Raw genomic sequence first — 23,854 nt, forward strand, 5'->3', positions numbered from 1 at the left:
CGCGCCGTCCCCTCTCCCGCCCCAATCTGGCATCATCCAACCTGAACGAATCGCGACCGAACCGGACAGGATTGATGAGCAAAGCCAAGAGCGGACAGGCGAGTGACCTGTTCGGCGCTGCCGAGCAGGCGAAGGCCAAGTCTGCCGATATGAAGTCTGCCGAAAAGACGACGGATAAGGCCGCCAGCGCGCGCTCGGCGGCGCGGGCCGCCGCCTCGGCCGAGGCCGGCTATGGCGCCCAGCACATCGAGGTGCTGGAGGGGCTGGAGCCGGTGCGCCGCCGGCCCGGCATGTATATCGGCGGCACCGACGAGAAGGCGCTGCACCACCTGTTCGCCGAGGTGATCGACAACGCCATGGACGAGGCGGTGGCCGGCCATGCCAGCTTCATCGAGGTGGAGCTTGGCGCCGACGGCTACCTGACCGTCACCGACAATGGCCGCGGCATCCCGGTCGAGGACCACCCGAAATTCCCCGGCAAGTCGGCGCTGGAGGTGATTCTCTGCACGCTGCATGCCGGCGGCAAGTTCGACTCCAAGGTGTACGAGACCTCGGGCGGCCTGCACGGCGTCGGCGTGTCGGTGGTCAATGCGCTGTCCGAGCATCTCGAAATCGAGGTGGCGCGCGGCCAGATGCTCTACCGCCAGATCTACAGCCGCGGCGTACCGCAGGGCCCGCTGGAGGAGGTCGGCCGGGTGGTCAACCGGCGCGGCACCCGCGTGCGCTTCAAGCCGGACCCTCTGATCTTCGGCAAGAGCGTGGCGTTCAAGCCGCAGCGCGTGTTCAAGATGGCGCGCTCGAAGGCGTACCTCTTCGGCGGCGTCGAGATCCGCTGGTCGTGCGACCCGGCACTGCTGGAGGGCGTCGAGGGCGTGCCCGAGAAGGACACGTTCCACTTCCCCGGCGGGCTGAAGGACTTCCTCGCCGCCGCCATCGAGGGCAAGACGCTGGTCCACCCCGAGATTTTCGCCGGCAAGACCAAGACTGGCGGCACCAGCGGCGCGGTGGAATGGGCGGTGGCGTGGATCGCCGACGATGACGGCTTCGTCTCCTCCTACTGCAACACCATCCCGACGCCGGATGGCGGCACGCATGAGTCCGGACTGCGCTCGGCGCTGACGCGCGGCCTCAAGGACCATGCCGAGCGCATGAACCAGGCCAAGCGCGCCAGCGCCATCACGGCGGAGGACGTCACCGCCGGCTGCGCCGCCATGCTCAGCGTGTTCATCCGCGAGCCGGAATTCCAGGGCCAGACCAAGGACAAGCTGGCCACCACCGAGGCCTCGCGGCTGGTCGAGAGCGCGGTGCGCGATGCCTTCGACCACTGGCTCGCCGGCAACCCGAACCAGGCCTCAAAGCTGCTCGACTGGGTGGTGGAGCGCGCCGAGGAGCGGCTGCGCCGCCGCCAGGAGAAGGACGTCGCGCGCAAGACCGCCGTGCGCAAGCTGCGCCTGCCCGGCAAGCTCGCCGACTGCTCCAACGCCCAGGCGGCGGGCTCCGAGCTTTTCATCGTCGAGGGCGACTCGGCCGGCGGCTCGGCCAAGCAGGCGCGCGACCGCCAGACCCAGGCCGTGCTGCCGTTGCGCGGCAAGATCCTCAACGTCGCCTCCGCCGGCCGTGACAAGCTCGCCCAGAACCAGCAGATCGCCGACCTCATCCAGGCGCTGGGCTGCGGCACCGGTGCCGCCTATCGCGAGCAGGACCTGCGCTACGAGCGGGTGATCGTGATGACCGACGCCGATGTCGACGGCGCCCACATCGCCTCGCTGCTGATCACCTTCTTCTTCCGCCAGATGCCGCAACTGATCGAGCAGGGCCATCTGTTCCTGGCGGTGCCGCCGCTGTTCCGGCTCTCGCACGGCGGCAAGATCGTCTATGCCCGCGATGAGGCCCACAAGGACCGGCTGCTGAAAAGCGAATTCAGGGCAGGCTCGAAGGTCGAGATCAGCCGCTTCAAGGGCCTGGGTGAGATGATGGCGTCTCAGCTCAAGGAGACCACCATGGACCCGCGCCGGCGCACCCTGCTGCGGGTGACGGTGGAGGACGCGCGCCGGGCCGAGACCGCCGCCACCATCGAGGAACTGATGGGCAACAAGCCGGAAGCGCGCTTCGCCTTCATCTCCGAGCGCGCCCGTTTCGCCGACGAGGAACTGCTGGATATTTGACGGAATTTTCCCGGCAGTCTCCTGTCGCCCCGGACCGAGCGCAGCGAGGAGCCGGGGCCGTCATCAGGAAGAGGTGCCTTCTCCGGATGACGATCCCGGGTTGGAACGGCGAACTGTGCTTTGATGGGTGCACCGGCTCGGGGTGGCCACCCCGAGCCGGTGCGGGCGGCACGCCGTATCCCGGGTGAGCCTTCGAGGCCGTCGCGAGCAGAAGCGGCCGTCCGTCCCAAGCCAACCCGAACAGTTGCACGGGGCTTTTGACCCCGCTTCCAAGCCTGGGATGCTTGCCATGCTGCCACACCCGACGCCGTTTGCCACCCACCTTGTGGGCATCGATGTCTCCAAGGACTGGCTCGACATCGCCTTCGACGACACCAAGGTCGAGCGCGTCGATAACACCCCCGCGGCTCTCCAGCGCTTGGCCAGGCGCCTGGTGAAGGCCGGGCTCACCACCGCCGGCCTGGAGCCGACCGGCGGCTATGAACGCCTGGCGGTCGCGGTGCTGCGCGAGGCCGGCCTCACCGTGCTGCAGGTCGACAGCTGGCGCTGCCGCCAGTTCGCCAAGGCCTGCGGCCAGCGCGCCAAGAGCGATCCGCTCGACGCCCGCATCATCCGCGCCTTCATGCTGCATCACCCCTGCCGGCCGTTCCCGGAGCCCTCGCAAGCGCAGAGCGACCTGACCGCCTGGGTGCGCGAAATCACCCGCGCCGAGGCCGACATCCGCCGCCTCGAGAACCGCAAGGCCCACCCCACCCTGGCGGCCATCACCGCCCGGCTCGATGCCGAAATCGCCGCCCTGCGCGAGACCGTCGCCGCGGCCGAACAGGCCATCGAGGCGTTGATCGCCGCCGATCCGGCGATGGACGCCAAGGCCAAGATCATCACCTCGGTGCCGGGGATCGCCAACAAGACGGCCCGCGTCCTGCTCGCAGAAGCTCCCGAACTCGGCCAGTTCAGCCCCCGCCAAGCCGGTGCCATCGGCGGCTGCGCACCCTATCGCAACGACAGCGGCAAAGCGCGGCGGCCGGCCCATATCGAGGCCGGACGCCGCGCGCTCAAGCGCGCCTGCTATCTCGCCGCCTTCGCCGCCATCCACTGGAACCCGTGGGCCAAACAGCTCTACGCCGACCTCAAAGCCCGCGGAAAACCCGCCAAGGTCGCCCTCATCGCCATCGCCAGAAAGCTCCTGACCATCCTCAACGCCATGATTCGAGACAACAAACCCTGGCGAGACCCCAAAACCGCATGACAGTTGCTCGCGTTGCTCGCCCGGGACGACGAGGCCCGACGAAGGATGATCGATGCTCGGCAAAATTGCGCCGATGCGCGGCGTCATAGCCCGAAGTCTTCGCGGAAGCGGTCGATCTGGTGCATGCGCTCGTGCAGGATTGTCACAATGCCGATGTCGCCATTGCTGAGCTTTCGCCAATAGACGAAGTGGCTTTCATAGCGGAAGACGTAGCCCTCGACCCCGAACTCGGCCGGAACCGGACGTGACAGCACCTCGCGCGTCTCGATCCTGGCGAACGCCTCGAACAGGCCGGTGATGTAACGATCCGCCTGCTCGGTGCCCCACCGGTCGCGCGTGTAACGGTAGATATCATCGAGGCGGTGGGATGCGGCCTCCTGGATGCGGACCACGGCCATCGCGGCGCTACGCTTTGTTGCGCGCGATGATTTCGGCCGCCGTCAGCGGCTGGTACGACGACTCGGGCGCGGCAAAGGCCCGCGTCAATTCCGCCTTCAGCCGGTCGAACGCCTCCTTTTCCACCCGCTCCTTGTCGCGGCGGATGAGGTCCCGAATGTACTCGCTGACGTTTTCGTAAGCCCCGGTCTCGCCGACATTGGCGGCGACGAAATCGCTGAGCGCTCCGCTGAGCCGGACCGTCATGGTCATGGTTCGGGACATTGCGGCACCTCTTTGCATATCCTCGTATTCAAGATAAGCAAAAATGAATACGAGACAAGCGACGCACTTTCAGGCGTGCGCCGCGCCGTCGCTCACACCGCGGCGATCACCGGCTCGCGGCCGATCAGCTTGGCCAGGGTGCGCAACCGGCCCATCAGCCGCTCGCCGGCGAGGTCGGCGAGGTCGCCTTCGAGCCGCAGCACCAGCTTGCCCTGCACCACCTCCAGCGGCGCGCGCGGCAGGATGCCCGGCATGGCGGCGGAGACGAGATAGCCCACCCGCATGGTGGCGCCGAGGATGCGCGCATGATCGAGCATGCCGGGCGACGCGAGCTCGCGCAGCGCCGGCGACAGCGCATCCTCCGACAGGCCGGCATGGCGGAAATACACCGCCAGCGCCATGAACGCCCGCGCCGAATGGTCGAGCCCGACGAAGGCGGCGTGCGCGATGATGTTGAGCGACTGCTCGCCGCGATAATCGGGGTGGGCGCGCCAGCCGATATCGGCGAGCAGGCAGGCGGCGCGCCGCACGCGCATCTCCTCCGGCGTCTCGTCGATGCCGGTGGAGGCCATGAAGCGGTCCGACCATTCGACCAGCTCATGGCCGTGGCGCGGCGAGCGCGAGCGCAGCGCGTTGAGGTCCGCGGCTGCCACCAGCAGCGGGTCGCGATGCTGCTCGCTCTCGGGCAGCAGCGAGAACAGGAGGCCCTCGCGCACGCCGAGCGCCGAGACCGTGATCTCCGCCGGCTTGCCGATGCGGATGATGTGCTCCAGCACCAGCGCGCCATAGGCGAGCAGCGCGCGGCGGGCATCCGACACCACCTCGATCTTCGACAGCGTCGAGGCGTCGACGCGCTGCACGAGGCGGCAGAATTCCAGCGCCTCCCGCACCGGCAGGGTGTAGCCGTGCATCACGCGCAGCGGATAGCCGCGCTGCGACATGTGCAGCTTCGCCAGTGAGCGCCAAGTGCCGCCGACCGCATAGAAGGTGCGGCCCGGCAATTCCTCAAGCTGGGTGATGCCGGCGAAGGCGTCGCGCACAATGCGGTCGGCCTTCTTCAGCGACTTGGCCGAAACGTCCTGCAGCGCCAGACCGCCGAGCGGCAGGGTGACGCCGGGGCCGATCTTGTGGCCGTGGATGTCGGCAAGCTCCAGCGAGCCGCCGCCGAGATCGCCGACCACGCCGCTCGGCCGGAATGTGCCGGCGATGACGCCGAGCGCGGCGAGCTTGGCCTCGCGCTTGCCGGACAGCACCTCGATGTCGGCGCGGCAGATCTCACGGGCGCGCGCGATAAACTCCTGGCCGTTGGCGGCATCGCGCGCCGCCGCCGTGGCGAGCACGTAGAGATGCTCGACCTGCAGCAGGTCGCACAGCGCGCGGAAGCGCTTCAGCGCCGCCAGCGCCTTCTCGACGGCATCGAGATCGAGCCGGCCGGTGGTGGCCACATTGCGGCCGAGGCCGCACAGCGCCTTCTCGTTGAACATCGGCGTCGGCGAGCGCGAGACCGCCTCATAGACCACGAGGCGAACCGAGTTGGAGCCGATGTCGATGACCGCGACCGGCGGACCGAGCGACAGCCGGCCGCAGGCGACTTCCTGGATGGCACGCACGTCAGCTTCGGGCGATTCGCCGGGTGAGGGTTCGGGGAGCGGTTGCTTCGAGGGACTTTCCACGGCCGGACAGACTCGGGTTGGTCATGAAGTAGCGATGGGCATTGAACGGCTCCTCGTCCGCCGGGCGGATGATGCGTTCGGACCCGCCATCCGGCAAGACCCGCCAGCTCTGTTCGTTGTCCATAAGGTTGGCGACCATGATCTGATCGAGCACCTGCTCGTGCACGGTCGGGTTGAGAATCGGGCACAGCGCCTCGACGCGCCGGTCGAGATTGCGCGGCATCAGGTCGGCCGACGAGATGTAGACCGCCGCCTTGGGGTGCGGCAGGCCGTGGCCGTTGCCGAAGCAGTAGATGCGGCTGTGCTCCAGGAAGCGGCCAATGATCGACTTGACGCGGATGTTCTCCGACAGGCCCGGCACGCCGGGGCGCAGGCAGCAGATGCCGCGCACGCTCAGCTCCACCGGCACGCCGGCCGAGCTTGCGGCATAGAGCGCGTCGATCACCTCGGGATCGACCAGCGCGTTCATCTTGCCCCAGATCCCCGCCGGCCGCCCGGCCTTGGCGTGGGCCATTTCCTGAGCGATGTGGTCGAGGATCTTCTTCTTGAGCGTCACCGGCGACACCGACATGCGCTCCAATTCCTGCGGCTCGGCATAGCCGGTGACGAAATTGAAGATGCGCGCCACGTCGCGCGCGATCATCGGGTCGGCGGTGAAGAACGACAGGTCGGTGTAGATGCGCGCGGTGATCGGATGATAGTTGCCGGTGCCGACGTGGCAGTAGGACACCAGCGAACCGGACTCGCGGCGCACCACCATCGACAGCTTGGCGTGGGTCTTCAGCTCGATGAAGCCGAACACCACCTGTACGCCGGCGCGCTCGAGGTCGCGCGCCCAGCGGATGTTGGCCTCCTCGTCGAAGCGCGCCTTGAGCTCCACCAGCGCGGTGACCGACTTTCCGGCCTCCGCCGCCTCCGCCAGCGCCTTGACGATGGGGCTGTTGGCCGAGGTGCGGTAGAGCGTCTGCTTGATCGCCACCACATTGGGATCGGCCGCCGCCTGGTTGAGGAACTGCACCACGACGTCGAAGGATTCATACGGGTGGTGGACGATGAGATCCTTCTGGCGGATGGCGGCGAAGCAGTCGCCGCCATGGTCGCGGATCCGTTCGGGAAAGCGCGCGTTGAACGGCGGGAACTTCAGCGCCGGCTTGTCGAGCGCGACGATCTGCGACAGGTCGGTGAGCGCGAGGATGCCATCGACCAGGAACGTCTCATCGTCGGCGACGCCGAGCGCGCGCTGGATGAAGCTGCGCAACGGCCGCGGCGTCGAGGCCTCGATCTCCAGGCGGATCACCGAACCGCGGCGGCGCTGCTTAAGCGCGGTCTCGAACAGGCGGACGAGATCCTCGGCCTCTTCCTCGACTTCGAGATCGCTGTCGCGGATCACCCGGAAGGCGCCCTGCCCTTTCACCGTGTAGCCGGGGAACAGGCGGCCGATGAACAGGCCCATCACCTGCTCCAGCGAGATGAAGCGCACCACGCCGGCTTCGCCCTGGTCGGGAATGCGGATGAAGCGCTCGACCTTGACGGGGGCGCGGATCAGCGCGGTGAGCGCGCGCGCATCGGCGGCGACGAGCTGCAGCGCCAGCGAGAAGCCGAGATTGGGAATGAACGGGAACGGGTGCGCCGGATCGATGGCGAGCGGCGTCAAAATGGGGAAGATGTGGCGCAGGAAATACTCTTCGAGCCAGATGCGCTCGGCCCTGGTCATCGTCTCGCCGTCGACCAGGACGATGCCCACCTGCTCAAGCTCCCGGCGCAGCTCGCGCCAGCACCGCTGTTGCTCGGTGGACAGGCGCGCCACCTCGACGGCGATGCGGTCGAGCTGCTCGTGCGGCGTCAGGCCGTCCGGGCTGCGTGAGGTGATGCCGGCGCGTTCCTGGCCCTTGAGACCGGCGACGCGCACCATGAAGAACTCGTCGAGATTGTTGGCCGAGATCGACAGGAAGCGCAGCCGCTCCAGCAGCGGGTGGTGGGCGTTCTCGCTCTCGGCCAGAACGCGGCTGTTGAAATCGAGCCAGGACAGTTCGCGATTGATGAAACGCTCGGGCTGGTCGGCCAGAACCGGGCCAGCCTCCGGCTCTGCCTTGTCCAAAGTGACGCTGTCCGGCTCGGCCAGTTCCGTCTTGGCCAGTTCCGGCTTGGCCATTTCCGCCTTGGATCTGGCCGGCTTGGCGCCCCCGTCCGGCTTGCCCTTGTCAGGCTTGCCCGTGTCGGATTTGGCGGCCTCGGCCTTCACGGAGTCAGGCTTTGCGGATTCAGGCTTTAAGGATTCAGGCTTGGCCGGCGGTGGCGTGGCGACAGACTCGGCGGGGGCACGAGCGCGAACGTCTTTGGCCATGAGGGTCTCCGAAACGGGGTTCGGCAGCCTGACTATTACGAACGCATGACAAAATCGCGAAACTGCCGGGCACTTCTATAGCAGAGCGTTCAACGCCCGGCGCGCGCCCGCGGCGGCGCCTGCGCTGCGTCAACCTCGGGGGCCTGGGGCTCGGACGCCTGCGGCAGAAGCTGGGCGGCCAGCGCCCGCGTCACCGGCCGGCGCAAGGCGAGTGCGGCCTCGTCGAGCATCGCCACCGTGCGCGCCAGGGCCTGGGCCGAGCGCTCGATGCGGGCGAGCAGATAGCGCACGAGGCCGGGGTCGGCATCGATGCCGCGGTCGGCGAAAAGCTTGAAGGCCATGGCCTGCAGCAGCGTCTCGTCGGCCGGGGCCAGCGTCGCCACCGGCAGCGCCCGGAGGCGGGAGACGAGGTCCGGCAGGGTGAAGCCGGCCGCCGGTGCCGCGCGGGCGGTGAGCAGCAGCCACGCCCCCTGCTCGCGCACCAGATTGAGCAGATGGAACAGCACCGGCTGGTCGACGCCCACCGGGTCGAGATCCTCGACCACCAGCGCGCCGGTGGCGAGCAACGTGCCGAGGTCGGCCTCCTGCAGCGCTTCGGCCAGCACCCGCTTGGCGCCGGCCTGGGCGGCCCAGATGGCGGTAAGATGGCTCTTGCCCGTGCCCTCGGACCCGACCAGCGCCACAGCGCGGTCCGGCCAGTGCGGCCAGCGCTCGATCAGCGCCAGCGCATCGGCATTGCAGGGAGCCGACACGAAATCCTCGCGGACGAAGCTCGGCGGTTGTCCGAAATCGAGGACGAGCTGGTGGGGCGCGGCAAGCGGCATGACGGTCATTCGGCGTCCGGGCCGGGGCGCGGTACGCCGGTATAGAAGGGGCTGGCGAGATAGCGCCTGAGCGCGAAGCGCGTCAGCACGCCGGTGGCCGCCGCCAGCGGCACCGCCAGCAGAAGACCCACGAAACCGAACAGATAGCCGAAGGCGAACAGGGCGAACATCAGCCAGACCGGATGCAGGCCGACGCTGTGGCCGACCAGATTGGGCGCCAGGATGTAACCTTCCAGGATCTGGCCGATGGCGAATACCGCCATCACCGCCAGCACCCAGTGCCAGTCCGGCCAGAACTGCACGAACGCCACGCCGGTGGCGGTGAGGAAGCCGGCGAGCGAGCCGACATAGGGGATGAAGGAGAACAGCCCGGCCATCGAGCCGATCAGCAGGCCGAAATTCAGGCCGACCAGGATCAGGCCGAGGGCGTAATAGGAGGCCAGGATCAGGCACACGCCGGCCTGCCCGCGCACGAAGCCGGCGATCGCCATGTTCATCTCGCGGGCCAGTTCGCGGATGGTATCCCGATGCTTTAGCGGCAGCCAGCTGTCGATGGCGCTGATCATCCGCTCCCAGTCATAGAGCAGATAGAAGGCGACGATCGGCGTCACCACGATCAGCGAGACCACCGAGATCAGCGCAGTGCCGCCCGACCACAGGCCCTGAAGCGAGGCGAGCAGCCACCGCGCCCCCTGCGTCACCAGCTCGGACAGCGATTTCTGGACGTCCGGCAGCCAGTTGCCCAGCATCGGCGTCAGCCATTGCCGGTTTTCGCTGGTCAGGAGGTTCTGCAGCGACATCACATAGTCCGGCACGCCCTGGATGAAGGCGATGAGCTGGCTGGTCAGCAGCGGCGCCAGCAGGATGACGCTCAGCACGAAGCCCAGCAGGAACACGCCGACGATGAGCAGCGTCGCCGGCAGGCGGCCGAGCCCCAGCCGCTCCAGCCGGTCGGCGACCGGATCGAGGAAATAGGCCAGCGCCATGCCTGCCACGAACGGCAGCAGCATGCCGCGCAGCAGCCACAGAATGAGGATGAAGACGGCCAGCGTGACGAGCCAGAACGTCACCTGCTTCTGGAGGGTCATGGGTTCGTCCGCCATCGAACGCCGACCCTCAGCTCGCCATGTGGCGTGTCCATTCGGCGAGATAAGCGCCGGCCGAAACCGCCGTCAAGACGCCCGTGATGTACATCGCCACCGCCACCACCGGCTCCAGCGACAGGTTGAATCCCAGCGAGCCCAGCACCAGCGCTGCGAACACGATCTGGGCGGCGGTGTTGAGCTTCGACACAATCAGCGGGCGAATGGTCACCGGCTTCTCCAGCACGCCCGACAGCACGATGGCGCCGACGATCATGATGTCGCGGGAGACCACCAGGATGGTGATCCAAAGGGGGATGTTCCCGTGAATGGCCAGGGTGAGGTAGATGCTGACCAGCAGCGCCTTGTCGGCCAGTGGGTCGAGATAGGCGCCGAGCTCGGTGGCCATGCCGAAGCGCTTGGCCAGGAAGCCGTCCACCGCGTCGGACACGCCGGCGATGACGAACAGCACGAAGGCCAGATGCAGTTCCTGCGCGGATATGGCCCAGACGACCGCCGGAACCAGCAGAATCCGGCCGATGGTGATCAGATTGGGGATGCTCACGCCCGACCCCCGCAACGTCGGATGACCCATCCGGTTGATACAGGCCCCCGCCCCGCTTGGAAAGCCGGCTTGAGAAGCCAGCTTGGGACGGCGGCTCGGGAAGGCGGCGGCCGGCGCATCCCGCCATTGCACGCCGCCGCGTTTGGCCTTAACCCCCCTGCCGGGAGGGCGACATGAGCCTGAGACGCGATACCGGAAGCGGCCTGACCTATGCGGATGCGGGTGTCGACATCGACGCCGGCAACCGGCTCGTGCAACTGATCAAGCCGCAGGTGCGCGCCACCCGCCGCCGTGGCGCGGATGCCGAGATCGGCGGGTTCGGCGCGGCGTTCGACCTCAAGGCCGCCGGCTTCACCGATCCCATCCTGGTCTCGACCACCGACGGCGTCGGCACCAAGGTCAAGATCGCCGCCGAGACCGGCCGGCTTGCCACCATCGGCATCGACCTGGTCGCGATGTGCGTCAACGACCTCGTGGTCCAGGGCGCCGAGCCGCTGTTCTTCCTCGATTATTTCGCGACCGGACGGCTCGATCCGGTGCAGGGCGCCGAGATCGTCGGCGGCATCGCCCAGGGCTGCCGGATCGCCGGCTGCGCGCTGATCGGCGGCGAGACCGCCGAGATGCCGGGCGTCTATGCCGGCGGCGACTTCGACCTCGCCGGCTTCGCGGTCGGCGCCGCCGAGCGCGGCCACCTGCTGCCGCGCGGCGATGTCGCGGCCGGCGACGTGGTGCTGGGGCTCGCCGCCTCGGGCGTGCATTCCAACGGCTATTCGCTGGTGCGGCGGATCGTCCGCGACGCCGGGTTCGAGTGGGATCAGGCGGCGCCGTTCGCCCCCGACGTGCAGGTAGGGCAGGCCCTGCTCGAGCCCACCCGCATCTATGTGAAGAGCCTGCTCGCCGCCATCCGCGCCACCGGCGCCGTCAAGGCGCTGGCCCACATCACCGGCGGCGGCTTCACCGAGAATATTCCGCGCTCGCTGCCCGATGGCTTGGGCGTGCGCATCGACCTTGCCGCCGTGCCGCTGCTGCCGGTGTTCCGGTGGCTGGCCTCGGCCGGCGGTGTGGCGGAAGCGGAAATGCTGCGCACCTTCAACTGCGGCATCGGCATGGTGGCGATCGTCGCCGCGGCCGACGCCAAGCGGGTCACCGAGGTGCTGACCGCCGAGGGCGAGCGGGTGTCCGTTCTCGGCGAGGTGGTGGCGGTGCCGCCGGACGGCTGCCGCGTCGCCTATTCCGGCCGGCTGGACCTCGTCTGACATGGCGTCTGATATGGCGCGCGTCAAAACCGCGGTGCTGATCTCCGGCCGCGGCAGCAACATGGCGGCGCTGATCGCGGCGGCCGCCGCGCCCGGCTTTCCGGCCGAAATTGCGCTCGTCATCGCCAACAAGGCCGGGGCCGGCGGGCTCGCGCTGGCGGCCGAGGCCGGCATCCGGACGGCGGTGGTGGAAAGCCGTCCCTTCGGCAAGGACCGGGCGGCGTTCGAGGCCGTGCTGCAGGCCGAGCTTGAGGCCGCCGGCATCGAGTTGGTGTGCCTCGCCGGCTTCATGCGGGTGCTGACGCCGGCCTTCGTCGAGCGCTGGCAGGGCCGAATGCTGAACATCCACCCGGCGCTGCTGCCCGCCTTCCCCGGCCTCGACACCCACGAGCGGGCGCTCGATGCTGGGGTGAAGATCCACGGCTGCACCGTGCATCTGGTGGTGCCGGAGGTCGATTCGGGGCCGATCCTGGCCCAGGCGGCCGTGCCGGTGCTGCCAAACGACACGCCCGACACGCTGGCCGCGCGGGTGCTGGCGCAGGAGCACGTCATCTATCCGGCCGCCCTGGCCCGCCTCGCCCGCGACCTTGCGTCCGGCGGCGCCGATCCGGCGCCAAGCGACCCCGCCCGGCCAGAGGCCGGCCAGCCTGCCGCCGCTCAGGCGCTCGTCGTTCCCGCTCCTTGAGGATCCCCCGATGATCACGCTCTATGGCTTCGGTCCCGCCTTCGGCCTGCCGGACCCCAGCCCGTTCGTGCTCAAGGCCGAGCTGCTGCTGAAGTTCGCCGGCCTGCCCTACCGCATCGACACCTCGGGCATGATGCGCGCGCCCAAGGGCAAGCTGCCCTATATCGAGGATGACGGCACGCGGATCCCGGACTCGACCTTCATCCGCTTCCATATCGAGAAAAAGTACGGCTTCGACTTCGACGCCGGACTCGACGCCAAGGATCGCGGCATCGCCTGGGCGGTGGAGAAGATGATCGAGGACCAGCTCTATTGGGCGCTGGTCCATGACCGGTGGATGGACGAGACGAATTTCACCAACGGCCCCAAGACCTTCTTCAAGCGCATCCCGCCGCCGCTGCGCCAGCTCGCGATTTTTCTCATCCGGCGCAAGATCCGGGGCGTGCTGAAGGGCCAGGGCTTCGGCCGGCATTCGCGCGCCGAGGTGGCCCAACTCACCGGCCGGGTGGTGGACTCGCTCGCCGCCATTCTCGGCGACAAGCCGTTCCTGATGGGCAACGCGCCCTGCGGCGCCGACGCGACTGTCGCCGGCATGCTGATCGCCATCCTGTGCCCGATCTTCGAGTCCCCCACCCGCGCCGCCATCGAGCGCCACGCCAATCTGGTGGCCTACCGCGACCGGATGATGGAGCGGTATTTTCCGGCGGGCGGCTGAGCGGCCGCACTTCTCGGCCCTCGCCGCAGGCTCGACACCCCGCTGTCATGAAGCGGCGGATAGAATGGCCGACCGTCACGCCACCCCGCGCCCAATGACCGGCTCCCAATGACCGGCCCCGAAACAAGTCCCATCCGCCGTTCCCTGCTGCTCCGTGCCGGCGCGCTGGCGCTTGCGGCGCTGGCCGCTCCGCTCGGTCTTGTCGGCGCGGGCCTCGGGCGGGCGCGGGCAGAGGCCCGGCAGCGCTGGGTGTGCACCAATGCCGACTGCAAGCCCTATATCTACGACCCGGCGGTGGGCGATCCGGTCAATCTCGTCGATCCCGACCATCCGCTGCCGCCTGGCATCGCCTTCGAGGATCTGCCCGACGATTGGCGCTGTCCGGACTGCGGCTCGCCCAAGAGCTATTTCCGCCCGACGCGGCGGTGAGGCGGAAACCGGCCGGCCATCCGAAAACCGTATAAAAACAAAGATGTGGATGGCCGGGACAAGGCCCGGCCATGACGTTTGGTCAGCCGCCGATCGGCCCGCCGTCCTTCCTGGTAATCGCCACCACCGCGGGACGCGGCGGCACGCCGTCCTTGAAGTCGGGCCAGCGGGTGGCCGGGGCCTCGTAGGTCGCCTTGGCCTCGTCGCCCGGGTGCTGGACGGCGACGAAGAAAGTGGTGTTGTCGGGCGTGAAGCACGGCCCGCACATCTCGGCGCCGCGCGGGGTGCGGTAGAAATGGCGGGTCACCGCCCGGCCCGGCCCCTCGACATCGGCCGCCCACACGCCGTCGGCGATGCCGAATTTCGGCGCGCCGTCGGTCGAGATCCAGATCCGGCCCTGCTTGTCGAAGGCCATGTTGTCGGGGCACGACAGCCAGCCGTTCTCGCCGACCTCGCCGCCATAGCGGGCGCCGTCCTTGTCATTGGCCGGGTTGCCGGCGAGCAGGAAGATGTTCCAGGTGTAATTGGTGGCGGCGTGGTCGCGCCGGCCGCGCTCGCCGGGCGGCACCATCTCGATGATGTGGCCATGGGCGTTGCGGGCGCGCGGATTGGCGGCATCCTGCCGGTCGTCCTTGCGCTTGGTGTTGTTGGTGAGGTTCATGAACACCGTGCCGGTGACCGGGTTGGGCTCGACGTCCTCAGGCCGATCCATCGGCGTGGCGCCGACGAGGTCGGCGGCACGGCGGGTCTCGATCAGCACGTCGGCCTGGCTGTTGAAGCCGTTGGCCGGGGTCAGCGGCCCCTCGCCGAACACCAGCGGCAGCCAAGTGAGCCCGCCATCGGCATCGAACCGGCCGACATAGAGCGTTCCGGCATCGAGCAGGTCGGCATTCGCCGCGGGGTTGGCGAGATCGACCTTGCCCGCGGTGATGAACCTGTAGACGTACTCGAACGCCTCGTCGTCGCCGGAATAGATCACCAGCCGGCCGTCGCCATTGAGAATCGTGGTCGCCGCCTCGTGCTTGAAGCGGCCGAGCGCGGTGCGCTTCTTCGGCACGGATTTGGGGTCGTAGGGGTCGAACTCGACCATCCAGCCGAAGCGGTTGGGCTCGTTCGGCTCCTTCGCCACGTCGAAGCGGTCGTGGAAACGCGCCCAGTCATAGGCCGGGCGCTCGGTGATGCCCATGCGCTTGTAGTTGGCGGCTTCCGGACCGGCATCGGCGCTGCCGCGGAAATACTGGTGGAAGTTCTCCTCGGCGACCAGCACCGTGCCCCACGGCGTCTCGCCGCCGGCGCAGTTGTTGAGCGTGCCGATCACCTTGGTGCCGGTGGGGTCGGCCTTGGTCTTCAGCCGGCCGTGGCCGGCGGCCGGGCCGGTGACGACGAACTCGCTGGCCAGCGCGGTGAGCCGCCGGTTGTAGGGGCTCGATTCGACCACCTGCCAGCGGCCGCCCTCGCGCTTGATCTCGACGACGCTCACGCCATGGGCGGCCAGCTCGACGTCGATCATCTCGAGCGTCTGCCTGTCGAGATCCTCCGGGCCGATGCCGGGGAACATCAGCTGGCGGTCGGTATATTCGTGGTTGACGGTGAGCAGGCCGTGGTCGGAGTTCTTCGATCCGCGCGGCAGCGGGAAATAGCCGACGAAATCGTTGTTGTAGCCGAACTGCTTCGCCTGGGCGGCGGCGGTGAGGTTTCTCGGCTCGAACGGCGGCGCATCAGCCAGCACCTTGTCGCCCCAGCGGATCAGCACCTGTGCGTCATAGCCGTCGGCGACGTGGTGGTTCTCGTCATAGCCGTGGGCGAGTTCGGGGAATGTCAGCGAGGATGCGGCCGGCGCCGGGGCAGCCGGGGCCGCTGCCGCAGGATTTGCCGCCGCCGGGCGCGGCGACAGCGCAGCCCCCGCCCCGCCGAGCATGGCCGCTGCCAGCGCGCCCGACATGCCTTTCAGCGCGGTCCGCCGCTCGCAGCGCAAAGCGATGAGGTCGCCGATCGAGGGCGCGCGCGAGGGGTTGACCCCGCGGTTCTCGCTGGCGTCGGCCTCGACCGCGCTCCGCGCCGCAAGCAGCGCGCAGAACGGTTCGCGCTCGCTGGTGTTGACGCCGATGGATTCGCGGGCATCCGCGGCGCGGGCGGACGCGCCCTCTCGATTGGTCATGGTCTGTCCCTCCCCCACCGACTCGCAAGGCGGCGGCAGAGTCCGCACACACCATGAAGGTCTCATGACAGAGGGCCGGTCCCAGCATGTCATCCGGTTTCCGGCAGACCCAGCCGGAAACCCGATCAATGGGGATGCGCGTGGCCGTGGCCGGCGAGCGCGCCGAGATCGTCTCCGGTTCGAACCTCGCGCCACGCTTGCCGCAGGATCTGCAGCGACGAGGTGAGGAACAGGCCGGCCATCGCCGCCGCGACGATCAGGTCCGGCCATGCCGTGGTGGTGCCCCACACGCTGGCCGCCGCCGCCATCACCGCGACATTGCCGATGGCGTCGTTGCGCGAGCACAGCCACACCGAGCGCACATTGGCGTCGCCGTCCTTGTAGCGCATCAGCAGCAGCACGCTGGCGAGGTTGGCGGCGAGCGCCATGAGCCCGACCACCCCCATCACGTCCGCCCGCGGCACGCCGAGATAGAGAAGCTGATAGGCGGTCGAGCCCAGCACCCACAGCCCCATCAGCGACAGGCTCATGCCCTTGACCAGGGCCGCCGTCGCCCGGACCCGGAGCGACATGCCGATTACGGCAAGGCTCATGCCGTAGGTCAGCGTGTCGCCGAGGAAATCCAGCGCGTCGGCCTGCAGCGCCTGCGATCCGGCAGCCCGGCCGGCGGCCAGCTCGGTGACGAACATCGCGCCGTTGAGAGCGATCACCGTCCACAGCACGCGCCGGTAGCGGGGATCCATCCCGTCGAACACCGGATTGCCGTGGCAGCCGCAGGCACCGCCGGAACATGCCGCAGCGGACGGGGCGGCTGCGATCGTATGCACCGCCGCGGTCCGGACCCCATCCTCGCACCCATCACACATCGTCGAGCCCTTCTTTCGTGTGTCAGCGTGCGACGCTACAGTCTCCAGTCACTAGAGGATCAAGGGGCAAGTGCATGGGTTCCCTGTCGATCGGCGACCTGTCGCGCAAGGCCGGCGTGAAGGTGCCGACCATCCGGTTCTATGAGGAGATCGGCCTTCTGCCGCCGCCCGCGCGCACGGCCAGCAACCGGCGCGTCTATGACGCCGAGGCCGTGAAGCGGCTCAGCTTCATCCGCCATGCCCGCGAACTGGGGTTCGAGGTCGAGGCCATCCGCGCCCTGCTGCGCCTCAGCAGCGAGCCGCAGGCGCCGTGCGCGGAGGCCGACCGCATCGCCCGCCGCCACCTCGCCGAGGTCGAGGATCGAATTGCCCGCCTCACCGCGCTGCGCGCCGAGCTAGAGCGCATGGTGGCTGAGTGCGGCCACGGCCGGGTGTGCGACTGCCGGGTGATCGAGGTGCTGGCCGATCACCGGCTGTGCCACCACGACCACCATTGATGCGGTGCTGCGGCCCTGAAGGCCGGAAAGCAGGTCATGCGGTTTCCGGCATCCCGAAGGGATAAACCGGAAACCCTATCAGCCCCGGCGGCCCTGGCAGGCGTCCCAGGCGGCGTTGGCGCGCTCGCGAATGCCCTCGGGCATCTGGTCGCTGGCGTCGAAGGCGGCGATGTCGTCCGGCGAGAAGGTCTTGGCGACGGTCTTCGACCAGCAGCCGCAGCGCGCCGGCGCCGTCTCGTCCGGCTTGTCGCCCTCGGCCGAGCGGTACATGCAGACGTCCTGCAGGCGCAGGCGCACCTGCTCGGCCGTGCGAATGCCGCCGTCCGGCGGCGGCGGCACGACATAAAGCGGGTTCGGCCGCGGCTCGGGCTGGCCGAACAGCGGCCTCTGGCTCACGGCCTGCGGCGGCGCCTTCGGTCCGCCCGGCTGGACCCGGCTCTGCTGAGCCGGCTGGAATGCCCCCTCCTCCGGCGGCACGCCACCCGCCAGGGCGGCGGCGGGCGCGAGACAGAGAACGACGAGGGCGGTGCGCGCGAGCGCAATCATGGTCTTTCATCCCAACAGACGTGTCGCCGGCGCGATCAGAGTTCCTCGATGACGTCCGGGCGCCGCCGGCGGCGCGCCAGAACCCAGCCGATGGCCAGAACCAGCAGCGCGCCCGAGGCGGCGACCGTCAGTTCCAGCAGATGGGGAAGCCTGGAGCCATAGAGGTCGATGATCAGCGGCTCGCTCACCACGATCTCGCCCGCCACCCAGCCGAGCAGCGCCGCGCCGGCCCAGATCATCACCGGGTAGCGCTCCAGGAGACGCATCAGCATGGCGCTGCCGGCGACGATCAGCGGAATGCTGACGATGAGGCCGAACACGATCAGGATCAGTTCGCCGCGCGCCACCGCGGCGATGGCGATGACATTGTCGAGGCTCATCACCGCATCGGCGATGGCGATGATGCGCACCGCCCGCCACAGGCTGTCGGCCGGGGCGAGTTCGCCTTCCGCATGGCTCTCGGCCGGAACCACCAGCTTGACCGCGACCCACACCAGGAGGGCAGCGCCGACCAGCTTGAGATAGGGCAGGCTCATCAGTTCGGTGACGACACCGGCGAACGCGATGCGCAGCGCCACCGCCGTTCCCGCGCCCAGGATCATGCCCCACAGGCGCTGCTGCGGCGGCAGATGGCGGCAGGCGAGCGCGATGACCACCGCATTGTCGCCCGACAGCAGGATGTCGACCCAGATGATCTGGAGAGCGGCGAGCCAGAATGCTGGCTGATCGAGGGACATTGGGGGATAGTCTCTTCGGGGGCAGTCTCGCGGGGAAAGTCCCGTGCGCGGCCGGCGATCTGCGCGGCCGGGTAGGATCGCAACAGGCCGGCTTCGCTGCCGGCACGCCGTGAGGGCGAAACCGTCCCCACGCTTCAATGACGAGCCCGGCGCACTGGCGACGCCGGGCCGTCCGGTCAGACATAAGCGGCCAATCGGGCCGAAAACCGGCATCCGCCGCCGGACCGAAGCCCGCTCAGCCGACGATCTCGTTGCCCGAGAAGAACTGGGCGATCTCGATCGCCGCGTTCTCGACGGAGTCGGAGCCATGCACCGAGTTCTCGCCGATCGACTTGGCGAACTGCTTGCGGATGGTGCCCGGCGCGGCGCTGTCCGGATTGGTCGCGCCCATGATCTCGCGGTACTTCGCCACCGCGTTCTCGCCTTCCAGCACCTGCACCACCACCGGCGCCGAGGTCATCATCTCGACCAGCTCGCCGAAGAAAGGCCGCGCCTTGTGGACGGCATAGAACGTCTCGGCCTCGGCGCGCGACATGCGGATGCGCTTCTGGGCCACGATGCGCAGGCCGGCCTGCTCAATCACCGCGTTGATCGCGCCGGTCAGGTTACGGTCGGTCGCGTCGGGCTTGATGATCGAGAATGTGCGCTCGATCGCCATGGGAAACCTCACGGATTGTTGGATTGGTGGAAGATCGGAAAAATGATCGGCAGGCTCTTAGCAGCGGGCCGACGACGCGACAAGCCGCGGCTTCCGTTGCGGGCGAGGCCTGATCTAGATCAAAGCGGCCCCGGCCGGTCTTCGCCATTCTCCGGCGATCGGTCGCGGTTCCGCTGGAGCAGGGGATGAAGAATCATTTCGTGATGCTGGCCCGCTACAATTCCTGGGCGAACCAGCGTGTCTACGCCGCCGCCGCCACCGCCCCGGCCGAGGCGCTGGATCGGGACGTCGGCGCCTGCGCCGGCTCGATCATCGCCACGCTGAACCACCTCCTCCTGGTCGACCGCAACTGGATGGCGCAGCTCAATGATGGCGGCGAAGCGCCCGACAGCGTCGACGACGTGCTGATCGACGACCTCGCCGAGCTGCGCGCGGTGCGCGAGATCGAGGATGCCCGGATCCTGTCGTTCACCGAGCGGCTGACCGAGGGCGAGCTGGACAAGACCGTCCGCTACCACACCATCCGCCAGCCGCTGGTGGAGGAGCTGCCGCTGTCGACCGTGCTGACCTACAGCTTCACCCACCAGATTCACCATCGCGGCGAGCTGTGGGCGGGCCTGACGCGCATCGGCGCGACCGTCACACCCTACGACCTGTTGTGCTTCCATCGGGAGACCAATCCGAGCCGGCTGGCCCGGGTCGCCTGACGCCCTTTTGCCGGCCCAAGATCTTACCGGCCAAGACCCGACCCCGGACGGGACGGCATGTCGAGACATCCTTCTGGAGCGTCGTAGCCGACGTTCCGCGAGAAAGCCTGACGGACGCCACAGGCGGGGGAAGTTGGCGTACGTTCGGGCCTCAGGGACGGGCGTTCCTTTCGGAACGTCCGTCCCGTTGCTTTTTGGGCCCCTCATCAACCAATGTTCCTATCGACGCCCCTGCCCTTTTGGGTGGCGACCGAGTCGTTTCAACGGCTTGGCACGGAATGTTGAGGCGTTGAATCAGGGCGTTGACGTTGAGAGTGCGGGTCAGCGACCTGACGCTCCAGTTCAGATTCAACGCCTTGCCGTTCCGATTCAGATTCAACGCGGGCTGCGCCCTGCGCCAGAATTCCCGAGTCGCCCGAATCGCTTGGCGCCCGAGGTTCGCGAATTGATTCATCTGCGCTCCCATGCCGCTCGCTGACCCGCGCGCCTTCCTCCGCCGGCTCGCCGAGGCGGCAATCGCCCGCGCCGCGCCCGATCGGGTGGCCGACCACCTGCCGCCGAAGGCCGTTGGGCGCACCGTGGTGGTCGGTGCCGGCAAGGCGTCGGCGGCGATGGCCAGCGCGTTCGAGGCGGCGTGGCCGCACCCGCTCGCCGGGCTGGTGGTGACGCGCTACGGCCACGCCGTTCCCTGCCGGCGGATCGAGGTGGTCGAGGCCGCCCACCCGGTGCCGGACGCGGCCGGCGCCGATGCCGCCCGGCGCATCCTGGACCTGGTCTCCGGTCTCGGCCCGGACGATCTGGTGGTGGCGCTGATGTCGGGCGGCGGCTCGGCGCTGCTGACCCTGCCCGCCCCCGGTCTCACCCTCGCCGACCTTCAGGCGGTCAATGCCACCCTGCTGAGATCGGGCGCCGACATCGGGGCGATGAACACGCTGCGCAAGCACCTGTCGGCGATATCCGGTGGCCGGCTGGCGGCGGCGGTCCACCCGGCCAGATTGTGGACGCTGGCAATCTCTGACGTGCCGGGCGACGACCCGGCGGTGATCGCCTCAGGCCCCACCGTACCGGACCCGACCACGCTCGCTGACGCCCGCGCCGTGGTCGTCCGCTACAACCTCGCGCTGCCGCCGGCCACCGCAGCGCGGCTCGACGACCCCGCTGCCGAGACGCCGAAGCCGGGCGATCCGGCGTTCGCCAATGCCACGTTCCGGCTGGTCGCCCGGCCGTTGGAGAGCCTGATGGCCGCCGCCGAAGTGGCGCGCGCCGCCGGCATTACCCCACTCATTCTGGGCGATGCCCTCACCGGCGAGGCGCGCGAGGTCGGCACGATGATGGCCGGCATCGCTCGCGCGGTGGCCGAGCACGACCTGCCGGTGGCGAAGCCGGCCGTGCTGCTGTCGGGCGGCGAAACCCATGTGACGGTGCGCGGCAGCGGCCGGGGCGGCCGCAACAGCGAGTTCCTGCTGGGGTTCGCGCTGGCCGCGGCGGGCCTGCCCGGCACCTTCGCGCTCGCCATCGACACCGACGGCATCGACGGCAGCGAGGACAATGCCGGGGCGATCGCGGCCCCCGACACATTGGCGCGCCTTGTGGCCGCCGGCTGCGACCCGGCGGCGCTGCTCGCCGACAACGACGCCTATTCCGCCTTCGCGGCGATCGGCGATCTCGTCGTCACCGGCCCGACCCACACCAACGTCAATGACTTCCGGGCGGTGCTGGTGATGTGAGCCCTTGCGTACCGGCCGAGCGGCTGAAGGCCGCGCAAGCCGGGGCCAGATTCAGAATGAGGTGCCCTTACGGAAGACGGTCCCGGGTCTCGCTTCGCTCGCCCGGGACGACAAATGGTGCATTGTCATCCCGGACGGCGCGGATGCGGAGCATCCGGCGCCGAGCCGGGATCGTTGGCCGAAGATGGCGCCAACCCGCCAACCGACCCCGGATCGCGCGGCTTAGCCGCTTGTCCGGGGTGACAGGCGATTATCTCACCGCCGGGCGGCGGCCTGGTCCAGCAGCGCGATCAGGCCCTGCAGCAGGTCGATCGGCCGCGGCGGGCAGCCGGCCAGCGAGAGATCGACCGGGATGACCGAGGACACCGGGCCGGCCACCGCATGGGAGCCGGCGAACACGCCGCAATTCAGGGCGCAGTCGCCGACCGCCACCACCCATTTGGGGTCGGGCGTCGCGGCATAGGTGCGCTCCAGCGCCACCTTCATGTTCTTCGCCACCGGCCCGGTGACGATCAGCCCGTCCGCGTGGCGCGGCGAGGCGACGAATTTGATGCCGAAGCGTTCGAGGTCGTAGATGGCGTTGCCCAGCGCATGCAGCTCCAGCTCGCAGCCATTGCACGAGCCGGCATCGACATGGCGGATCGACAGCGCCCGCCCATGGAGCCGGCGCACCCGTTCCTCCAGCGCCGCAGCGACCTCGGCGAGCGCCGCGTCGGACGGCCCCGGCCCGTCCATGGTCGCGGGCTTCGACAGCACGGCGTTCAGCAGGAAGGTGCGCATCATCTAAAGATCGTGCCCCGAATAGGAGCAGTTGAAGGATTTGTTGATGATCGGGAAGTCGGCGACGATGTTGCCGTCGATCGCCACTTCCAGCAGCGGCCATTGGAACCAGGAGGCATCGCGCAGGTGCAGGCGGGACACCGTGCCGTCCGCGGCGAGCCGAACCCACACCACCACGTCGCCACGGAAGGCCTCAACGATCGCGATGCCCTCGCGGACCTCGCCGGCCGGCATGACCTCTGCCTTGACCGGCCCGGCGCGCAGCTCGTCGAGGAAGGCGCGGATCAGCCGGATCGAGTCGCCCACCTCGTCGATGCGCACCCACAGCCGGGCATCGACGTCGCCGGCCTCACGTAAAGCGACGATCGGCGGAATGCGGTCATAGGGCGGATAGGCGTGATCGCGGCGGGTGTCGAAGTCGCGCCCCGCGGCGCGGCCGACATGGCCGCCGGCCGCGAAGCGGCGGACATCGGCCGGCTTGACTGTGCCGGTGGTCACCGTGCGGTCGAGCAGCGAAGGTGTCGTATCGTAAAGCTCGACAATGCGGGCGAAGCGCGGCTCCAGCCGCGACAGCAGCACGCGGATGCGCTCGGTGCCGTCGGCGGCGATGTCGCGGGCGAGCCCGCCCGGCACGATCATGTCCATCATCAGCCGATGGCCGGTGGCGGCATCGGCGGTACGCAGCACCTCCTCGCGCAGCAGGCCGCACTGCGTCAGCATCAGGGCGAAGGCGGCGTCATTGCACACCGCGCCGATGTCGCCGAGATGGTTGGCGAGGCGCTCCAGCTCGGCCAGCACGCCGCGCAGCATGTGCGCGCGGGGCGGCGGCTCGATGCCGAGCGCCGCCTCCACCGCACGGGCGAAGGCCAGCGCATAGGCGACGGTGGAATCGCCCGACACTCGGCCGGCGAGCTTCGCCGCCCGCTCCAGCGATGCGCCGGCCGCCAGCGCCTCGACGCCCTTGTGGACGTAGCCGAGCCGCTGCTCCAGCCGCACCACCGCCTCGCCATTGGCGGTGAAGCGGAAATGGCCGGGCTCGATGATGCCGGCATGGACCGGGCCGACCGGGATCTGGTGCAGCCCCTCCCCCGTCACCGGCAGGAACGGATAAAGCGTGGCCGCGCCGCCGGCCCAGACGCCGTGATCGAGCCAGGGGCGATCATCGGGGGCGCCCTCCGGCGCGTGGCCGTAGAGGTCGCGGATCGTCCGCTCCAGCCGGATCGCCGGCGGATGGTGGGCGCCGACCGAGGGGAAGCGGCCGTCCGGTACCTGCAGCGAGGCCACCGCCACCCCGCTGACCGGGGCCACGACCGCCCCGCGCACCGCCATATGGACGGCGTCGGCGTCGGCGAACAACGCCACCAGATCGCCCTCGCCACGGCCGAGCGCCAGGGCCAGCGCCGTCCAGGCCGCGGCGTCCCGCAGCACGAAACGCGGCCAGGGCCGGTGGGCCGCGACGCGCGCCGCGCCCGCGAACGGATCGGCGGCGGGGGTGGCTTCGGCCGAGGATGCCGTGGGCGCCGTCATCGCG

The 23,854-nt window shown here is 69.1% G+C and carries 23 protein-coding genes; 9 read left to right on the forward strand and 14 right to left on the reverse strand.

What is annotated here, in order from left to right; translation table 11 throughout:
- Positions 1-74 precede the first annotated feature (74 nt).
- The gene (gene parE, locus BLTE_RS09670) at positions 75-2,165 is read left to right on the forward strand and encodes a DNA topoisomerase IV subunit B (RefSeq protein WP_126399826.1); all 2,091 of its coding nucleotides are present in this window, start codon (positions 75-77) and stop codon (positions 2,163-2,165) included.
- Positions 2,166-2,445: 280 nt separating this feature from the next.
- Positions 2,446-3,414, forward strand: a complete 969-nt coding sequence (locus BLTE_RS09675; protein ID WP_126399672.1) for an IS110 family RNA-guided transposase — start codon at positions 2,446-2,448, stop codon at positions 3,412-3,414.
- 83 nt (positions 3,415-3,497) lie between these two features.
- Here BLTE_RS09675 and BLTE_RS09680 read toward each other — a convergent pair whose 3' ends face one another.
- The 7 genes from BLTE_RS09680 to BLTE_RS09710 form a co-directional block, all read right to left on the reverse strand.
- Complete coding sequence (locus BLTE_RS09680; protein ID WP_126399828.1) at positions 3,498-3,812, reverse strand: type II toxin-antitoxin system RelE/ParE family toxin; 315 nt, start codon at positions 3,810-3,812, stop codon at positions 3,498-3,500.
- Between the two features lie 7 nt (positions 3,813-3,819).
- A complete protein-coding gene (locus tag BLTE_RS09685) occupies positions 3,820-4,056 on the reverse strand; it encodes a ribbon-helix-helix domain-containing protein (protein WP_197723225.1) in 237 nt (78 codons plus the stop codon).
- 110 nt (positions 4,057-4,166) lie between these two features.
- Positions 4,167-5,684, reverse strand: coding sequence for an exopolyphosphatase (gene ppx, locus BLTE_RS09690; protein ID WP_126399834.1), 1,518 nt, complete (start codon positions 5,682-5,684; stop codon positions 4,167-4,169).
- A gap of 1 nt (position 5,685) precedes the next feature.
- A complete protein-coding gene (locus BLTE_RS09695) occupies positions 5,686-7,899 on the reverse strand; it encodes an RNA degradosome polyphosphate kinase (protein ID WP_244600218.1) in 2,214 nt (737 codons plus the stop codon).
- Between the two features lie 281 nt (positions 7,900-8,180).
- Positions 8,181-8,924, reverse strand: a complete 744-nt coding sequence (locus tag BLTE_RS09700; protein ID WP_174769537.1) for an HdaA/DnaA family protein — start codon at positions 8,922-8,924, stop codon at positions 8,181-8,183.
- Positions 8,921-10,003, reverse strand: coding sequence for an AI-2E family transporter (locus BLTE_RS09705; protein ID WP_126399839.1), 1,083 nt, complete (start codon positions 10,001-10,003; stop codon positions 8,921-8,923). The genes BLTE_RS09700 and BLTE_RS09705 overlap by 4 nt, the downstream gene beginning before the upstream one ends.
- A gap of 28 nt (positions 10,004-10,031) precedes the next feature.
- On the reverse strand, positions 10,032-10,562 hold the full coding sequence (locus BLTE_RS09710; RefSeq protein ID WP_126399842.1) for a CDP-alcohol phosphatidyltransferase family protein: 531 nt from the start codon (positions 10,560-10,562) through the stop codon (positions 10,032-10,034).
- Between the two features lie 173 nt (positions 10,563-10,735).
- Between BLTE_RS09710 and purM the strand changes: the two genes are divergently transcribed.
- From purM to BLTE_RS09730, 4 genes are all read left to right on the forward strand, one after another.
- Positions 10,736-11,818: a phosphoribosylformylglycinamidine cyclo-ligase gene (gene purM, locus BLTE_RS09715; protein WP_126399845.1), complete on the forward strand. Its 1,083-nt coding sequence runs from the start codon at positions 10,736-10,738 to the stop codon at positions 11,816-11,818.
- Between the two features lie 13 nt (positions 11,819-11,831).
- Positions 11,832-12,503, forward strand: a complete 672-nt coding sequence (gene purN / locus BLTE_RS09720) for a phosphoribosylglycinamide formyltransferase (protein ID WP_126402139.1) — start codon at positions 11,832-11,834, stop codon at positions 12,501-12,503.
- Positions 12,504-12,513: 10 nt separating this feature from the next.
- On the forward strand, positions 12,514-13,218 hold the full coding sequence (locus BLTE_RS09725; RefSeq protein WP_126399847.1) for a glutathione S-transferase family protein: 705 nt from the start codon (positions 12,514-12,516) through the stop codon (positions 13,216-13,218).
- A 108-nt stretch (positions 13,219-13,326) separates the two neighbouring features.
- Positions 13,327-13,647: a rubredoxin gene (locus BLTE_RS09730; protein ID WP_126399849.1), complete on the forward strand. Its 321-nt coding sequence runs from the start codon at positions 13,327-13,329 to the stop codon at positions 13,645-13,647.
- A gap of 82 nt (positions 13,648-13,729) precedes the next feature.
- Here BLTE_RS09730 and BLTE_RS09735 read toward each other — a convergent pair whose 3' ends face one another.
- Together BLTE_RS09735 and BLTE_RS09740 are read right to left on the reverse strand one after the other, a co-directional pair.
- Positions 13,730-15,805: a PhoX family protein gene (locus BLTE_RS09735; RefSeq protein ID WP_126399850.1), complete on the reverse strand. Its 2,076-nt coding sequence runs from the start codon at positions 15,803-15,805 to the stop codon at positions 13,730-13,732.
- Between the two features lie 125 nt (positions 15,806-15,930).
- Positions 15,931-16,548: a cation efflux transmembrane domain-containing protein gene (locus BLTE_RS09740; RefSeq protein ID WP_244600219.1), complete on the reverse strand. Its 618-nt coding sequence runs from the start codon at positions 16,546-16,548 to the stop codon at positions 15,931-15,933.
- A 197-nt stretch (positions 16,549-16,745) separates the two neighbouring features.
- Between BLTE_RS09740 and BLTE_RS09745 the strand changes: the two genes are divergently transcribed.
- Positions 16,746-17,168 carry a MerR family transcriptional regulator gene (locus BLTE_RS09745; protein WP_126399855.1) on the forward strand — a complete coding sequence of 141 codons (423 nt, stop codon included), beginning with the start codon at positions 16,746-16,748 and terminating at the stop codon, positions 17,166-17,168.
- Between the two features lie 78 nt (positions 17,169-17,246).
- Here the strand turns inward: BLTE_RS09745 and BLTE_RS09750 are convergent, their stop codons facing one another.
- The 3 genes from BLTE_RS09750 to ndk all read right to left on the reverse strand — a co-directional run bounded on the left by BLTE_RS09750 (position 17,247) and on the right by ndk (position 19,109).
- The gene (locus tag BLTE_RS09750) at positions 17,247-17,714 is read right to left on the reverse strand and encodes a hypothetical protein (protein WP_126399858.1); all 468 of its coding nucleotides are present in this window, start codon (positions 17,712-17,714) and stop codon (positions 17,247-17,249) included.
- A 35-nt stretch (positions 17,715-17,749) separates the two neighbouring features.
- Positions 17,750-18,451: a TerC family protein gene (locus BLTE_RS09755; RefSeq protein WP_126399860.1), complete on the reverse strand. Its 702-nt coding sequence runs from the start codon at positions 18,449-18,451 to the stop codon at positions 17,750-17,752.
- A 235-nt stretch (positions 18,452-18,686) separates the two neighbouring features.
- Positions 18,687-19,109, reverse strand: a complete 423-nt coding sequence (gene ndk, locus BLTE_RS09760) for a nucleoside-diphosphate kinase (RefSeq protein WP_126399862.1) — start codon at positions 19,107-19,109, stop codon at positions 18,687-18,689.
- A gap of 185 nt (positions 19,110-19,294) precedes the next feature.
- On the opposite strand from ndk, the gene BLTE_RS09765 reads away from it, so the two are divergent.
- Entirely contained in the window at positions 19,295-19,816 is a 522-nt protein-coding gene (locus tag BLTE_RS09765; RefSeq protein ID WP_126399864.1) for a DinB family protein, read from the forward strand.
- Positions 19,817-20,280: 464 nt separating this feature from the next.
- On the forward strand, positions 20,281-21,543 hold the full coding sequence (locus BLTE_RS09770; RefSeq protein ID WP_126399867.1) for a glycerate kinase type-2 family protein: 1,263 nt from the start codon (positions 20,281-20,283) through the stop codon (positions 21,541-21,543).
- A 255-nt stretch (positions 21,544-21,798) separates the two neighbouring features.
- Here BLTE_RS09770 and BLTE_RS09775 read toward each other — a convergent pair whose 3' ends face one another.
- Both BLTE_RS09775 and BLTE_RS09780 read right to left on the reverse strand, forming a co-directional pair.
- Positions 21,799-22,323: an NADH-quinone oxidoreductase subunit B family protein gene (locus tag BLTE_RS09775; RefSeq protein ID WP_126402140.1), complete on the reverse strand. Its 525-nt coding sequence runs from the start codon at positions 22,321-22,323 to the stop codon at positions 21,799-21,801.
- 3 nt (positions 22,324-22,326) lie between these two features.
- Positions 22,327-23,850: a hydrogenase large subunit gene (locus BLTE_RS09780; protein WP_126399870.1), complete on the reverse strand. Its 1,524-nt coding sequence runs from the start codon at positions 23,848-23,850 to the stop codon at positions 22,327-22,329.
- Positions 23,851-23,854: the final 4 nt, after the last annotated feature.

The organism is Blastochloris tepida, from assembly GCF_003966715.1.
GTDB classification, from domain to species: Bacteria; Pseudomonadota; Alphaproteobacteria; order Rhizobiales; family Xanthobacteraceae; genus Blastochloris; species Blastochloris tepida.

Bases quoted from the DNA above. Each gene is read 5' to 3' on its own strand.
- parE (WP_126399826.1), top strand. From the start codon at position 75: ATGAGCAAAGCCAAGAGCGGACAGGCGAGTGACCTGTTCGGCGCTGCC.
- BLTE_RS09675 (WP_126399672.1), top strand. From the start codon at position 2,446: ATGCTTGCCATGCTGCCACACCCGACGCCGTTTGCCACCCACCTTGTG.
- BLTE_RS09680 (WP_126399828.1), bottom strand. From the start codon at position 3,812: ATGGCCGTGGTCCGCATCCAGGAGGCCGCATCCCACCGCCTCGATGAT.
- BLTE_RS09685 (WP_197723225.1), bottom strand. From the start codon at position 4,056: ATGACGGTCCGGCTCAGCGGAGCGCTCAGCGATTTCGTCGCCGCCAAT.
- BLTE_RS09695 (WP_244600218.1), bottom strand. From the start codon at position 7,899: ATGGCCAAGCCGGAACTGGCCAAGACGGAACTGGCCGAGCCGGACAGC.
- BLTE_RS09700 (WP_174769537.1), bottom strand. From the start codon at position 8,924: ATGACCGTCATGCCGCTTGCCGCGCCCCACCAGCTCGTCCTCGATTTC.
- BLTE_RS09705 (WP_126399839.1), bottom strand. From the start codon at position 10,003: ATGACCCTCCAGAAGCAGGTGACGTTCTGGCTCGTCACGCTGGCCGTC.
- purM (WP_126399845.1), top strand. From the start codon at position 10,736: ATGAGCCTGAGACGCGATACCGGAAGCGGCCTGACCTATGCGGATGCG.
- purN (WP_126402139.1), top strand. From the start codon at position 11,832: ATGGCGCGCGTCAAAACCGCGGTGCTGATCTCCGGCCGCGGCAGCAAC.
- BLTE_RS09725 (WP_126399847.1), top strand. From the start codon at position 12,514: ATGATCACGCTCTATGGCTTCGGTCCCGCCTTCGGCCTGCCGGACCCC.
- BLTE_RS09730 (WP_126399849.1), top strand. From the start codon at position 13,327: ATGACCGGCCCCGAAACAAGTCCCATCCGCCGTTCCCTGCTGCTCCGT.
- BLTE_RS09735 (WP_126399850.1), bottom strand. From the start codon at position 15,805: ATGACCAATCGAGAGGGCGCGTCCGCCCGCGCCGCGGATGCCCGCGAA.
- BLTE_RS09740 (WP_244600219.1), bottom strand. From the start codon at position 16,548: ATGGATCCCCGCTACCGGCGCGTGCTGTGGACGGTGATCGCTCTCAAC.
- BLTE_RS09745 (WP_126399855.1), top strand. From the start codon at position 16,746: ATGGGTTCCCTGTCGATCGGCGACCTGTCGCGCAAGGCCGGCGTGAAG.
- BLTE_RS09750 (WP_126399858.1), bottom strand. From the start codon at position 17,714: ATGATTGCGCTCGCGCGCACCGCCCTCGTCGTTCTCTGTCTCGCGCCC.
- BLTE_RS09755 (WP_126399860.1), bottom strand. From the start codon at position 18,451: ATGTCCCTCGATCAGCCAGCATTCTGGCTCGCCGCTCTCCAGATCATC.
- ndk (WP_126399862.1), bottom strand. From the start codon at position 19,109: ATGGCGATCGAGCGCACATTCTCGATCATCAAGCCCGACGCGACCGAC.
- BLTE_RS09765 (WP_126399864.1), top strand. From the start codon at position 19,295: ATGAAGAATCATTTCGTGATGCTGGCCCGCTACAATTCCTGGGCGAAC.
- BLTE_RS09770 (WP_126399867.1), top strand. From the start codon at position 20,281: ATGCCGCTCGCTGACCCGCGCGCCTTCCTCCGCCGGCTCGCCGAGGCG.
- BLTE_RS09775 (WP_126402140.1), bottom strand. From the start codon at position 22,323: ATGCGCACCTTCCTGCTGAACGCCGTGCTGTCGAAGCCCGCGACCATG.
- BLTE_RS09780 (WP_126399870.1), bottom strand. From the start codon at position 23,850: ATGACGGCGCCCACGGCATCCTCGGCCGAAGCCACCCCCGCCGCCGAT.